Origin of the sequence: Sandaracinobacteroides hominis, from assembly GCF_016464365.1 — a bacterium.
GTDB lineage: Bacteria > Pseudomonadota > Alphaproteobacteria > Sphingomonadales > Sphingomonadaceae > Sandaracinobacteroides > Sandaracinobacteroides hominis.
Window position 1 is genome coordinate 776,244 of record NZ_JADCUC010000001.1, and the last position, 13,846, is coordinate 790,089.

General features: G+C 63.3%; 11 protein-coding genes and 1 other RNA gene. 5 read left to right on the forward strand and 7 right to left on the reverse strand.

The annotated features are described in order from the left end of the window. Window positions 1–3 precede the first annotated feature (3 nt). Complete coding sequence (locus tag IM784_RS03955; RefSeq protein WP_199553950.1) at window positions 4–453, reverse strand: DUF6265 family protein; 450 nt, start codon at window positions 451–453, stop codon at window positions 4–6. 171 nt (window positions 454–624) lie between these two features. On the opposite strand from IM784_RS03955, the gene IM784_RS03960 reads away from it, so the two are divergent. The 5 genes from IM784_RS03960 (at window position 625) to IM784_RS03980 (ending at window position 8,556) form a co-directional block, all read left to right on the forward strand. Then, entirely contained in the window at window positions 625–1,803 is a 1,179-nt protein-coding gene (locus IM784_RS03960; protein ID WP_199553952.1) for an acyl-CoA dehydrogenase family protein, read from the forward strand. Next, a complete protein-coding gene (locus tag IM784_RS03965; RefSeq protein WP_199553954.1) occupies window positions 1,800–2,993 on the forward strand; it encodes a CaiB/BaiF CoA transferase family protein in 1,194 nt (397 codons plus the stop codon). Before IM784_RS03960 ends, IM784_RS03965 begins: the two co-directional genes overlap by 4 nt. A 136-nt stretch (window positions 2,994–3,129) precedes the next feature. After that, window positions 3,130–6,276 carry a TonB-dependent receptor domain-containing protein gene (locus tag IM784_RS03970; protein ID WP_199553955.1) on the forward strand — a complete coding sequence of 1,049 codons (3,147 nt, stop codon included), beginning with the start codon at window positions 3,130–3,132 and terminating at the stop codon, window positions 6,274–6,276. A 69-nt stretch (window positions 6,277–6,345) separates the two neighbouring features. Beyond that, entirely contained in the window at window positions 6,346–7,323 is a 978-nt protein-coding gene (locus IM784_RS03975) for a 2OG-Fe(II) oxygenase (RefSeq protein WP_199553956.1), read from the forward strand. Between the two features lie 90 nt (window positions 7,324–7,413). Beyond that, window positions 7,414–8,556, forward strand: a complete 1,143-nt coding sequence (locus IM784_RS03980; protein WP_199553957.1) for an acyl-CoA dehydrogenase family protein — start codon at window positions 7,414–7,416, stop codon at window positions 8,554–8,556. A 10-nt stretch (window positions 8,557–8,566) separates the two neighbouring features. Here IM784_RS03980 and IM784_RS03985 read toward each other — a convergent pair whose 3' ends face one another. From IM784_RS03985 to ssrA, 6 genes are all read right to left on the reverse strand, one after another. Further along, the gene (locus IM784_RS03985; RefSeq protein ID WP_199553958.1) at window positions 8,567–9,052 is read right to left on the reverse strand and encodes a hypothetical protein; all 486 of its coding nucleotides are present in this window, start codon (window positions 9,050–9,052) and stop codon (window positions 8,567–8,569) included. Between the two features lie 36 nt (window positions 9,053–9,088). Next, a complete protein-coding gene (gene gmk / locus IM784_RS03990; protein WP_199553959.1) occupies window positions 9,089–9,727 on the reverse strand; it encodes a guanylate kinase in 639 nt (212 codons plus the stop codon). A 44-nt stretch (window positions 9,728–9,771) separates the two neighbouring features. Next, entirely contained in the window at window positions 9,772–11,472 is a 1,701-nt protein-coding gene (locus tag IM784_RS03995; RefSeq protein WP_199553960.1) for a serine hydrolase domain-containing protein, read from the reverse strand. An 11-nt stretch (window positions 11,473–11,483) separates the two neighbouring features. Next, window positions 11,484–12,860 (reverse strand): class II fumarate hydratase, encoded by a 1,377-nt coding sequence (gene fumC, locus IM784_RS04000; protein WP_199553961.1) that lies wholly within the window; start codon window positions 12,858–12,860, stop codon window positions 11,484–11,486. Window positions 12,861–12,884: 24 nt separating this feature from the next. Continuing rightward, window positions 12,885–13,367 (reverse strand): SspB family protein, encoded by a 483-nt coding sequence (locus IM784_RS04005; protein WP_199553962.1) that lies wholly within the window; start codon window positions 13,365–13,367, stop codon window positions 12,885–12,887. A 123-nt stretch (window positions 13,368–13,490) separates the two neighbouring features. Beyond that, window positions 13,491–13,835: a transfer-messenger RNA gene (gene ssrA / locus IM784_RS04010) on the reverse strand. Window positions 13,836–13,846 lie beyond the last annotated feature (11 nt).

A 13,846-nucleotide genomic window follows, 5' to 3' on the forward strand; every position in this document is an offset into this window, starting at 1 on the left:
CCGTCACTCGGCCGGAGAATAGCTCCAGCGCATCCGCCCTGCCCCATCTTTTCCCTCGATCTCCGCCATCAGCTTTGCCCCATCGCGCCAATAGCGGATGCGGGTGGGATGATCGTGCGCCGGGTTTTCAAAGGTCGCCGATTGCCCCGTGGCCTGCACCAGCGGAAATTCTGCCGGTGGTCCGCCGCCGGGCTGCGCCTGCAGGCTCAGCCGCCCATCCACCCCCTCAGCAATCCGCATGAACTCGAACAGCCCGATCCTGTCCCCCTTGCCCGAGCGGCTCATCCCAAGCAGCATTCCACCGCGCGGCTGCATCCAGACCTCCTCGGTAAGGCGCCCGTCAGGCCGGTTTTCCACCCAGCTTCCGGCCATCCAGCCAAGCTCGGCGGCGGAAGGCGCCGCACACGCAGGCGCACCCAACAACGCAGCCATCAGCACCACAGATATCCGCATCTCCGCCTCCATTCCCCATCAGAATGGCACGTTCGTCCGCGACGCGCATCCTCATGCCGAGCAAGACAGCCTTCAACGCTTCATCCAGCAACAGCTGCGGTGCATCCCGAAAACTTCCGTCAGGTTGACAGCCAGAGACAGCAGGCGAACCTGCGCCAAGAGGGAACCGCAATGGCAACAGCGCACAACCAGATTCGCAGCATCGATCCGGACTTCGAGGAACAGCTGCTCGATTCCATCAACCGCTGGGTGGAACGCGAGCTGAAACCCATCGCCAAACGCCACGATGTCGAAGACATCTATCCGGATCATGTCGTCGAGCAAATGCGCGATCTCGGCCTGTTCGGTGCCACCATCGGCCCGGAATGGGGCGGTCTCGGCCTCCCCGCCTCCACCTATGTGAAGATCGTCGCGGCCATCTGCCGGGTGTGGATGGCGCCCACCGGCATCTTCAATTCGCACCTGATGCTGGCCCACGCGATCGAGCGGAACGGCACCCCTGAGCAAAAGGCCAGATGGCTGCCGAAACTGGCCACCGGCGAGCTGCGCGGTGGCCTTGCCCTCACCGAACCCGACGCCGGCACCGACCTGCAGGGCATCCGCACAACCGCCATCCGCCAGGGTGACCACTACATCCTGAACGGCCAGAAGACCTGGATCACCAACGCCTACAAGGGCGACGTGGTCGCCCTCCTCGCCCGCACCGATCCCGTCGCCCAGCCCCGCCATTCGGGCATGGGCCTGTTCATCGTCGACAAGCCCCGCGAAGGCCTTACCACCCCCGGCAAGCTGCCCAAGGCCGCCTACCGCGCGATCGACACCGCCCCCATCTTCCTCGACAATGTGGAAATCCCGGCCGACCAGCTGATCGGCGGCGTCGAGGGACAGGGCTTCTACCACGCAACCGGCGGCCTGGAGCTCGGCCGAATCAATGTCGCCGCGCGCGGCGTCGGCATGGCGGAGGGCGCGCTCGAACGCGCGACCGCCTATGCACAGCAGCGCCACACCATGGGCAAGCCCATCTCCGAGCATCAGGCTATCCAGCTGAAGCTCGGCGAAATGGTCACCCGCGCCCGCGCCGCCCGGCTGCTCACGCTGGATGCAGCCACCGCCTACGACCGCGCCGAACGCTGCGACATGGAAGCCGGCATGGCGAAATATTTCGCCTCCGAAGCCGCCCGCACGAACGCCGAGGAGGCCATGCGCATCCACGGCGGCAACGCCATCAGCCAGGATTACGAGATCGAGCGCTATTACCGCGACGCCATGCTGCTCATCATCGGCGAAGGCACCAACGAAATGCAGCGCATCATCATCTCCCGCCAATGGATAAGGCGAAACCCGGCATGACCATCCCGCTCCCGCTCGCCGGCATGCGCATCCTCAGCGTCGAACGCCACGCCGCCGGCCCCTATGGCAGCATGGCACTGGCCCAGCTCGGCGCCGAAGTCATCAAGATCGAACCGCCACAAGGCGGAGACACTGCCCGCGCCACCGGCCCCTTCTTCCTCGGCCAGGACGACAGCCTCTTCTTCCAGACTTTCAACCTCAACAAACGCAGCTTCACGCTCGACCTGAAGGCACCCGAGGCACGCGACATCCTCCACCGACTCGTCGCCACGGCCGACGCCGTCACCAACAATTGCCGCGGTGACCAGCCGGCCAAACTCGGTCTCGAATATGCGGCCCTCGCCCCCGCCAACGCCAAAATCGTCTGCGTCCACGCCAGCGCCTACGGGCGCGGCAACGAACGCGAAAGCTGGCCTGGATACGATTATCTGATGCAGGCAGAGGCGGGCTTCCTCTCCCTCACCGGCGAGCCGGACGCGCCCCCCACCCGCTTCGGTCTCTCCATGGTCGACTATATGACCGGCCAGATGCTGGCGACCACCACGCTCGCCGGCATCATCGGGGCCCGCGCCACCGGCATCGGCCGTGACTATGACCTATGCCTCCTCGACACAGCCCTCCACCAGACCAGCTACCCAGCCACCTGGCACCTGAACGAAGGCTATGAAACCGGCCGCGCGCCCCGATCCGCCCACCCCACGGTAACCCCCAGCCAGCTCTTCCGCACCGCAGACGGCTGGATCTTCGTGATGGCGCAGCTGCCCAAATTCTGGACCCGCCTCGTCCAGGCCATCGGCGCCCCCGGCCTATCCACCGACCCCCGCTTCACCACCATCCCCGACCGGCTGCGCAACAGGCAGGCCCTCGTCGCCATCCTCGACGACATCTTCGTCACCCAACCCACGCGACACTGGGTAGATCTGCTCGGAGGCATCTGCCCGGTTTCAGCCGTGCATAACATGGAACAGGCGTTCAGCGACCCCTTCATCCTATCGCGTGGAATGGTCCAGACCATTCCAAATGAAAAACACCCTGAAATCAAAGTCCTCGCCAGCCCGATACTGGTTGATGGCCTACGCCTTGCTGCCAACCCCTCGCCCCGGCTTGGGGGTGACACATCAGCTTTGCTTGCCGAAATCGGGTTCTCGGAGATGGAGATAGCCCGTTTTACCGAAATAGGGGTAGTTTGAAACGAATCTGTGACATTTCCACAACATTACCGTCGTTTCTGCCTGCATGCCCTCAATGGGAAGCCCGATGGCCTTCAACAAGGATGAATGCTGGGCTACCAATCGTTCATACAGAAATAAGGCTTGAAGGACTGACATGAAAAATAGCTTGCTGCTGGGCGCGTCCCTGTTAGCGGTGCTCGCTGCGCCGGCATTTGCGCAAGAGGCGACGACTGCGCCCACCGCCACCGCGGCTGTCGATACCGCCGTTTCCGACGACATGATCCTCGTCACTGGCTCGCGTATCCGCAAGCCGAACCTGGAGGCTTCGGCCCCGGTCACGACGATCACCGGCGAAGAGTTCTTCGAAACCGGTCAGCTTTCCGTCGGCGATACGCTGAACGACCTGCCGCAACTCCGCAGCACCTTCAGCCAGCAAAACTCCACTCGATTCCTCGGCACGCGCGGGATGAACCTGCTCGATCTGCGTGGCCTCGGCACGCAGCGCACGCTGGTTCTCGTCAACGGCCGTCGGCACGTCGGTGGGGATATCCTCTCCAACGCCACCTCGCCAGACGTCAACACCATCCCGACCGATCTGATCGAGCGTGTCGACATCCTCACCGGCGGTGCTTCGTCGGTCTATGGTTCCGATGCCATCGCCGGCGTCGTGAACTTCATCCTGAAGAAGGACTTCGAGGGCATCCAGGTTCGCGGCCAGTCCGGCCTCAGCGCCTACAAGGACGCCGGAAACTTCTATGGCTCCATCCTGGCGGGCAAAAATTTCGCGGAGGGCCGGGGCAATGTCGCGGTCAATCTCGAATATTCCAACTCGACGGCCTTCTACGGTTCGGATCGTCCGAACCTGCGTCAGAACGATGCCTTCATCGTCGTTGACACCGATCCTGCCGGGACGCCGAACGGCTCGGATGGCAACCCCGACCGCACCTTCTTCCGCGATATCCGGTCGGCTACGATTTCGCTCGGCGGCCAGACGGGTATTTTCGTCGGCACCACCGGTCTGTGCGGCAAGGATACGTCTGGCGCCTCCTTCGTCTGCAACAGTGTGTTCCAGCCGGACGGTACGCTGGTTCCCCAAACCGGCACGCGCATCGGCCTGGCGCCTAACGGTAACTATGTCGGCGGCAACGGCACCAACAGCCGCGAAGGCAAGCTGCTGACCCTCTCGCCCAATCTTTCCCGCTTCTCCGCCAACCTGATCGGTCATTTCGAGGTTTCGCCGGCGTTCGTACCGTTCGTCGAAGCCAAATATGTCCGCACAGAGGCTTATGGCTCGCAGAGCGGACCGTTCTTCTCGCAAGGCACCACGCTGGGCGATCCTGGTGGGCGTGAGCGCGTCCGACTGGACAATCCCTATCTCTCCGCCAGCGCACGGACCCAGCTGACGAACCTGCTGCTCCAGTCGCCGGTCAACGCGAACACGGGTGGAGCGCTCACCGCTACCCAGCTCGCCGCGCAACAGGCTGCCATCAACGCCGGCACCTTCCGGTTCAACCTCCGTCGCAACTGGGTCGATTTCGGCATCCGCGACGAAGAGATCAAGCGTGAAACCTTCCGCATCGTCGGTGGCGTCCGTGGCGACATCAGCAGCGACTGGAACTATGAAGTCTCGCTCAACTATGGCGAGCACAACGAAAAGAACACCATCCGCGGCAACGTCAATGTCCAGCGCTATCTGCTGGCGCTGGATACCACCAAGGATTCCGCAGGCAATATCGTCTGCCGTTCCAAGCTTAACCCCGCCAGCACCATCTCCTACGTAACCGGCGACTCGACGAGCGATCCGCGTCTCGCAGGCGATATCGCTGCCTGCGTTCCGCTGAACCCGTTCGGGCAAGGCAGCGTCAGCCAGGCGGCCAAGGATTATATCCTGGTCGACTCTGCTGCTACGGGTAAGATGACGCAGTTCGTTGCCTCGGGCTTTATCTCGGGCAACCTCGGTCAGTTGTTTGAACTGCCCGGCGGGGCTGTGGGCGTGTCCGTCGGCGCCGAATATCGGCGCGAGACCGCCTATTACGATCTCGATGATCTGACGCAGGAAGGCTATGCCTTCTACAATGCGATCCCGACCTTCAATCCGCCCGCGTTCGAAGTGAAGGAACTGTACGGCGAAGTGTCGATTCCGATCCTGAAGGACGTGCCGTTCTTCAAGGAGCTGACCGTCAACGGTTCGGGCCGCATGTCCGACTACGGCGGGCAGACTGGCACCGTCTTCACCTACGGCACCGACGCAACCTGGCGGATCATCGATGATTTCCGGGTCCGCGGTAGCTATGCTCGCGCCGTCCGTGCACCGAACCTGGTGGATCTCTATTCCGAGCAAAGCCAGAACTTCGCCCCGGCGCCGAACGATCCCTGCTCGCTGCGCAACATTGGTGCGGGTTCTGCAACCCGTGCCAGCAACTGCGCTGCCGCCGGAATTCCGGCGACCTACGATTTCGTCTACACCTCGTCGATCGAGATCGTTTCGGGCGGGAACCCCGATCTGAAGGAAGAAAAGTCCACCAGCTGGACTCTGGGCGGCGTTCTTACCCCCAGCTTCGCACCCGGTCTGTCGCTGTCGGTGGATTACTACGACATCACCGTCGATAACGTGATCACCGCACCGTCGGCGCAGCAGATCATGAACGCCTGCTACGACGCTCCGGACCTGAACAACCCGTTCTGCGGCCTGTTCGTCCGTAACGGAAACGGCGTCGGCCCGAACGAAGAAGCTCCCTATCAGATCCTTCAGGGCAGCCTGCAGCAGACCGTCCTTAACTACGCGAAACTGACGGCACGCGGTATCGATACCGAGTTGAGCTACAGCACCCGCTTCGATTGGGGGGATATCAACCTCCGCGCAATCTGGACTCACGTCCTGGAGCGTAACGAGTATCTGGATCCGGCGAACCCGGACTACGCCAACCGCATCCTCAGCGAACTGGGCGATCCCAAGAACCAGGTCAATGTCAATGCCAGCGTGCGCATGGGCGCCGTTACCCTCGGTTACCAGCTCCGCTGGATCGACAGCATGTACCTGAACACTTACGAAGACTATAACGGCATCAACAACTTGCCGCCGCAGAATGCCGACTACGCGTCGCTCCGCATGTACCCGTCCGTGACCTATCACGACGTTCGTGCGGGCTTCGATATCGGTGAGAAGTTCAACATCTATTTCGGTATCGACAACCTGACCGATACCAAGCCCCCCTACGGGCTTACGGGTGTTGGCGCTGGTTCGGGCATCTACGATGTTCGCGGCCGGTTCTTCTACACCGGCATCAACGCCAAATTCTGATCTGAACAATTCAGTCAGGCACGAAGGGCCGGGATTGCATCCCGGCCCTTTTCGCGTCACCCATCTAGCATGACCGAAAACCTGGCGCAGAGCATAGATCAATTGCTTGCCGGGGGCTGCAGCGAAGAGGCACTGAGGCTCGCAAAGGCAAAAGCCGCGCAAGGGAACCCCGACGCCCTGATGCTTCTTGCGACATGGCAGCTCGCCGGCCACCTGCTTCCCCGCGATCGCGTTGCCGCCGGGCGCTGGCTTCGCGCCGCCGCGCAGGCCGGGCACGTTGAAGCGGCCATGATGGAAGTCGCGCTCACCGCGAATGGAGGCCTCGACAAAGAGGCAGACTGGCCGGCGGCACTCGCCCTGCTGCAATCGGCTGCACGGTCGGGCCCCCTTGCCCGGGCACATCTCGATCTCGTCGATCGAATGCACATCACGCACACCGGTCTTCCGCTTGAACCAGCGGAGAGGCATCGGCTGACAAACGATCTGGATGCTTATCTGCTTCCCGGCTTCTGTTCGGCAGAGGAGTGCCGCCATCTCGCAGAAGCCGCGATTCCCGTCCTGGAACCGGCGCTGATCACTGATCCGCTCACTGGAAAGGTGCGAGAGCATCCGGTGCGTACATCGCACGCCGCATTTCTCGGCCCTACGCGCGAATCCCTCCCGGCGAGGGCGATAAACCTCCGTATCGCCGCCGCCAGCGGAACACTCGTCACCCAAGGCGAGCCGCTTGTGGTGCTGCACTACGCACCGGGCCAGCAATACAGGCCGCATATGGACACCCTGCCGGCCGTTACGAACCAGCGCATCTGGACGATGCTGGTCTATCTCAACGAAGGGTATCGGGCCGGCGAGACGCAGTTTCCAGCCATTGGCCTCTCGATAAAGGGCAAGCTGGGTGACGCCTTGCTCTTCCGGAATACGCTTTCCGACGGCCAACCGAATCCGATCTCCCGCCACGCCGGCCTCCCTGTCGTCGAAGGTCGGAAATGGATTGCAACCCGATGGATCCGCGAACACCCGATGAGCCCCTGGGAACGGGGCACCTGAGAGCGACGGCAATATGCCCCCCTCCCCACCCATACAGGTGGCGCGGCGCGCGCGATGTGGCATCGGCGGGGGCGAAGAGGAAACATACACATGCTAGATATCAGCCGCCGCACCGCCTTTGACGACGACCTGAACATGTTCCGCGATCAGGTTCGCAAATTCTTCGCAAAGGAACTGGAACCGAACCTCGACCGCTGGGAAGAGGACGGCCTCGTCGACCGCAAATTCTGGCTCGCCGCTGGCGAAGCGGGCATCCTCTGCCCCACCATCCCCGAGGAATATGGCGGCCTCGGCCTCGACTTCCGCTATAACGCAGTGATCGACGAAGAGCTTTCCTACCTGGGCTCGTCGGCGGGCATCACGCTGCAGTCCGACATCACTGCCGAATATATGCTGAACTACGGCTCCGAAGAGCAGAAGACGCATTATCTGCCAAAGATGATCTCCGGCGAGATCATCACCGCCATCGCCATGACCGAACCGGGCGCGGGCTCAGACTTGCAGGGCATTCGCACCACCGCCCGCCGCGATGGCAACCACTACGTCATCAACGGCTCGAAAACCTACATCACCAACGGCCAGAACTGCGACATGGTGATCGTCGTCGCCAAGACCAATCCGGAGCTGGGCGGCAAGGGCACCAGCCTGATCCTGGTCGACGCCGGCACCCCCGGCTTCACGAAGGGCCGCAACCTCGACAAGATCGGCCAGAACTCTGCCGACACCTCGGAAATGTTCTTCGAGGATTGCCGCGTTCCGATCACGAACTGCCTCGGCGCGGAAAACCAGGGCTTCGTCTACCTGATGTCGCAATTGCCGCAGGAACGCCTCAGCATCGCCGTCTCGGCCATGGGTGGCGCCCAGCGCGCCTTCGACGAAGCGGTGAAATTCGTGAAGGACCGGAAGGCTTTCGGCAAGACCATCGCGGATTTCCAGAACACCCGCTTCGTGCTGGCAGACCTGAAGTCCAAACTGCAGGTCGGCTGGGCGCACCTCGATGTCTGCCTGAAAAAGCACATCGCCGGCGAGCTAGATGCCTATGAAGGCGCGGCCGCCAAGCTGTGGCACACGGAACTGCAATGGGAAATCTGCGACGCCGCGCTGCAATTGCACGGCGGAGCAGGCTATATGAACGAATATCCGATCGCCCGCTTGTGGCGCGATGCCCGCGTGCAGCGCATCTATGGCGGAACGTCGGAAATCATGAAGGAACTGATCGGCCGCAGCGTCTGAGGCGCAAGCCTCAGAATTTGCAACCCTTCGCGCGCGCCGTGCCTTTCAGATAGGCGCGGCGCAGCGAACCGGCATAAATCGCGGCCTTTGCCTTAGCTTCCTGCTTTTCCGCCCCCGAGACCTTGCGGATGATGCCGGAACCGGGGATCAGCCCGGCCGCCTGCCGCTCCACTTCGCCCAGCATCACTTCCGTGGCGGACTGGTCCTTCTTCGATTGGGTGGCGTCGACATCCGGGCCCAGCACCTTGGTCAGCTGCGCGATCTCGCCGCTGAACTGGGCGCAGGTCTTCAGCCCGTCGAGCGAATAGGGGTTGTTCATGATCGCTGCGAGCTTCGGCGGAATTTCCGCCTTCACGATGTTGGCGTCCTTCAGCGGCTTCGTCACGATATTACCGGCGCTCTTGCCGACTTCTTCGGCCGTCTCGGTAACGGATTGCGCGTGGGCGCTGCTTCCAACCAGCACGGCGACCAGGAACAATCTTGCAGTAAGCATCATGCCGAACTCCTTAAGGCGTATCAGGTCTGCATCAAATCACGATCCGGTCAGCAAGTCCCGCACAAATCCTGCCAGCCCGCGCTGCCGTTCGCGCCGCAGCCGCTCCGTCGTCAGGATGGAGCGAATCTCGTGCAGGCACTGGCCGGGATCGTCGTTCACAAGAATATAGTCGTATTCCGCCCAATGGCTGATCTCGTCGGCCGCCCGGCTCATGCGCTGCGTAATCACATCGGCGCTATCCGCCGCCCGCGAGGTCAGCCGCGACTCCAGCTCCTCCAGCGACGGCGGCAGCAGGAAGATCGAAACCAGATCCCCGCCCGACTGGCTCTGCCGAAGTTGCTGCGTCCCCTGCCAGTCGATATCGAACAGGATATCGCGCCCCTCGGTCAGCGCATTCTCCACCGGCCCGCGCGGCGTTCCATAGCGGTTGCCGAACACATGTGCCCATTCCAGCAGCTTCCCTGTCGCAACCAGCCGATCGAATTCGTCGTGGCTGACAAAGCTGTAGTCCTGCCCATGGATCTCGCCTGCCCGCGCCTTGCGGGTGGTCGCGGAAACCGACAGCGAGATCTGCGGATCGGTCGCCAGCAGGCGCTTGGTCATGGTGGTCTTGCCGGCACCCGAGGGGCTGGAAAGAACGAGCATCAGCCCGCGGCGGGCACCGGGAATCGACATGAACGGCTGCTAGAGCAACTTCGGACTCGATGAAAGCGCCCGCGTCACGCCTGCCGCATCATCGGCTCGCCGGAAAAGCTGAACCGCTGCGCCCGCCCATCAACAAAGCTGTCGAACCAGAAACGCTCCTGCACCAGCTCCGGGTCCGCCGACCGCCACGACCCATCCGCATGGCGCACGATCTCGCCAAGCCCCTCGATCACCAGCTTGTCGCCCCGCGCCAGCACATAGCCCGAACCGGCCCACGGATCGTTGGACAGATACCGCCCGGCCAGCCCGGCCAGCGCCGGATCGCGCTTCGGCTGCGCAGGCGCGGCTTCCCGCGCCAGCAGCCGGTCACCCCACCAGAGCCGCTCCGCCCTGCCCTCCCTGCCTTCGAATTCCAGCCCATATTGCCAGAGCCCCGGATGATCTGTCGCGAAACTGCGGGCACCCGATGGTCTCAGCCGCCCGCTTGCTCCACCGCTCTCCAGCTGCAACTGGCCCGCCACGGAGCGAATGGCCATCGTCAATCCGTCAGGCCCATACCATTGCCCGATCAGATCGGCGCTGTTCTCCACCGGAGCGAAGGTGACCGGCGCCGGTGCTTCCGGCAGCGCGGCCCCGGCCGCCAGCGCCCGCCCCAGCTGCACGCCATAGGCGGTCACCTTGCGCGGGCGATACCCGCCGAAACCAGAGATGTTGACGCTGGCAAACGCCCCCGCCCCGGTGCCCCGATCCACCGTGATCGCCGAAGAGAAAGTGATCATGCCGCCCGTATGGTGCAGCACCGGCTTCCCATCGACGTCAAAGCCCGCCAGCCCCATCCCATAGTGCGCGCCCGGACCGAAATCGGGCGCCAGAATCACCGGCGTAGCAAAGCGCTTCGCCGAGGAAGCCGACAGCAGCGGTTGCGGCTTGCCCATCGCGCAGGCGGCGATGAAGCCCATCCAGCGGGCCATATCGGCCGGCGTAGAGGCCACCGATCCCGCTGCGCGCTCGATATCCATCCAGCTGCCTTCCGACAGCGGATCGCCCGGAAACCAGGCCCGGTTCGCGCGCACCGGGGCGTAGCCCAGAGCGAATTGCGGGCGATCCTCCGTCAGGATCACCGGCCGCGACGCCTGCATCCCCAGCGGCTCCAGCACCAGCTTGCGGATGGCAGTGGGGAAATCCATCCCCGAAGCCCGCTGGATCAGCAGCGCCAGCGCGTCATAGCCGCTGTTGGAATAGTGGAAATTCTCCCCCGGAACGGTAGCGCTCCACAGCTTCCCCGCCGTCTCGCGCGGGAACGGCGGCGCATTGCCCGGAAAGCCCGCCGCATGGTTGATCACCTGCGCCGCCGTCACCCGCTTGTCCTCGATCGGCATGTCGGAGGCAAACTGCAGGATCGGCCGGTCCAGATCGATCTTGCCGGCATCCGCAAGCCGCAACAGGGCAACGGCTACAAAGCTCTTCGAAATCGACCCGATCTGGAAAAGATCCGCCGTCGTCACCGCCCGTCCGCTGTCGATATTTGCCAGCCCGATGGCCGCGGAAGCTGTCTCGCCGCTTGCGCTCCGCATCGAAAGCGTCATCGCCGGGAAGGTCCAGGCGGAGAGCTCCGCCTGCGCATAGCGCACCAGCCGATCGAAAGCGGCACGAAACGCCGGGCTGACCCCATCCGCCCGCACCTGCACCGGCACCGCCGCAAACGCCGGCCGCGCCAACATCATTCCCCCTGCCAGCACGCTCCCCGCCAGCAGGCCCCGCCGTCCGATCACCATGCACCAACCCCTTATGTCATTGCCTCCGGTCGAACGAGCCGCCGGAATTGTTCTTCCGTCACATGTCCCAGTTTCAGCCCGGCCTGCAGCAGCGTCGAGCCATCCTTATGCGCAGCCTTGGCGATTTCTGCCGCCTTGTCATAGCCGATCTCGGGCGCCAGCGCCGTCACCAGCATCAGCGAGCGCTCGACCAGCTCCTCGATCCGCGCCCGGTTCGGCTCCAGCCCGTCCACGCAACGCTCCGCAAAGCTCTCCATGCCGACCGCCAGCAACTCCATCGAACGCAGCACATTCGCCCCGATCAGCGGCTTGAACACGTTCAGCTCCAGATGCCCCTGCAGCCCGCCCACGGTGACGGCCGTGTGATTTCCCATCACCTGCGCCGCCACCATGGTCAGCATCTCGCACTGGGTCGGGTTCACCTTGCCCGGCATGATCGAGCTGCCTGGCTCGTTCTCCGGCAGGCTCAGTTCGCCCAGCCCCGACCGCGGCCCGCTTCCCAGCAGGCGGATATCATTGGCAATCTTCGTCAGCGCGACTGCCAGGCTGTTCAACCGACCGGAAAAGTCGACAAGGGTGTCGTTGCTGGCCAGCGCCTCGAACTTGTTGGGCGCCGTTTCAAACGCAATGCCCGTCAGCGCGCTGATTTCCGTTGCAAATTCATCGCCGAACCCGTCCGGCGCATTCAGCCCGGTGCCAACTGCCGTGCCACCCTGTGCAAGCTTGCTCAGCGCATGCGCCACCAGCGGTTCGGTCCGGGCCCTGGCCAGCTTCAGCTGCGCCACGTAACCGGAAAATTCCTGCCCCAGCATCAGCGGCGTCGCATCCTGCAGATGCGTGCGGCCGATCTTCACAATGCCCCCCCAGGCCTCCGCCTTCGCCAGCAGCGCCGCTTCCAGCCGCTCCAGCGCCGGCAGCAGGCGCCGCCGGGCAGCCAGCACGGTCGCCACATGCAGCGCCGTCGGAAAACTGTCGTTGGAGCTTTGCCCCCGGTTCACATGGTCGTTCGGATGCACCGGGCTCTTGCCGCCGCGCACGCCGGTAAGCCGCTCGTTGGCGATTCCGGCGATCACCTCGTTGACGTTCATGTTGCTCTGGGTGCCGCTGCCGGTCTGCCAGATCACCAACGGAAACTGATCGTCGAATTTTCCGGCCGCCACGTCCGCCGCGGCAGCCTCGACGGCATCGGCCAACACGGCATCCAGCCCGTGCCGACGGTTCACGCGTGCGGCCGCCTGCTTCACCAGCGCCAGCGCGTGCACGATGCCGATCGGCATCCGCTCGCTGGAGCCAAAGGGGAAATTTTCGATGGAGCGCTGTGTCTGCGCGCCCCAATAGGCGTCATCCGGAACGCTTACAGGCCCAAGGCTGTCGCGCTCCTCCCGCACCTATTTGCCGTGCGCCGTGCGCACTTACTTCTTCCGCTTGAAGTCGAAGCTCACCACGTTCGATCCCGGCTCGGACGGCTCCGCCGCAACCGGTTCTTCCTCGGCTTCCTCAACCTCGGGCATCGCCACTGCGAACTGCAGGGCGAAATTCACCGCCGGATCGACGAAACCGCTGATCGCCTTGTAGGGAATCGAAAGCTTGGCCGGCACCTGGTTGAAGGTCAGCCCAACCTCGAAATGCTCGTCCGCGACGACGAGGTCCCAATAGCGGTGCTGCAGCACCACGGTCATTTCCTCGGGATAGCGCTCCAGCAGGTGGCGCGGCATGTCCACTCCGGGGAACCGGGTGCGAAACGCGATGAAGAAATGGTGCCCGCCCGGCAGGCCGCCATTCAACGCCACATCCGAAAGCACCCGCCGCACGACGCCACGCAACGAATCCTGCACGATCTCGTCGTACTGGATGAGGCTGTCAGGCGGCTCCTGATTCTCGGGCGGCTGGCTCATGCGGCACAAGTGGGCTTGGCAAGCAAAACCGTCAAGAGTGCGAAAGGTCGCCACATCGCAACCCCGGCACGACCGAAATGAAAATGCAGGTGCTTCTGTTGCCCGGCGCACCTGCAAGCCGCTGGAATCCGATTCTGTTACCGGGTTCGGCCCGAACCCTGCTCAAGCTTTATAACCAGACCTTGTGGGGTCTTAGTTACGCAGCAATCGCAAATGCCTCGTTATCGTTGGCATTTGTAGGTTTTGAACGGTTTTACGGCGCATTCAGGCCGGGCAAAAATACCGTCGTTCGGAACACGTCTATCCTGGTTCGGCCCCTTCAGAGCCCCCAGGATCTGGGGACTTTGGTGGAGCCGCCGGGTACTGCCCCCGGGTCCGCTGTACGTACTTGTACGGCATCATTCATCACCATCTCCGCCCGAAGGCGGCAAAAGGGATATAGGCGCGCCCGGCCGAAACGCAAAGCCCTGTCGCGAAAG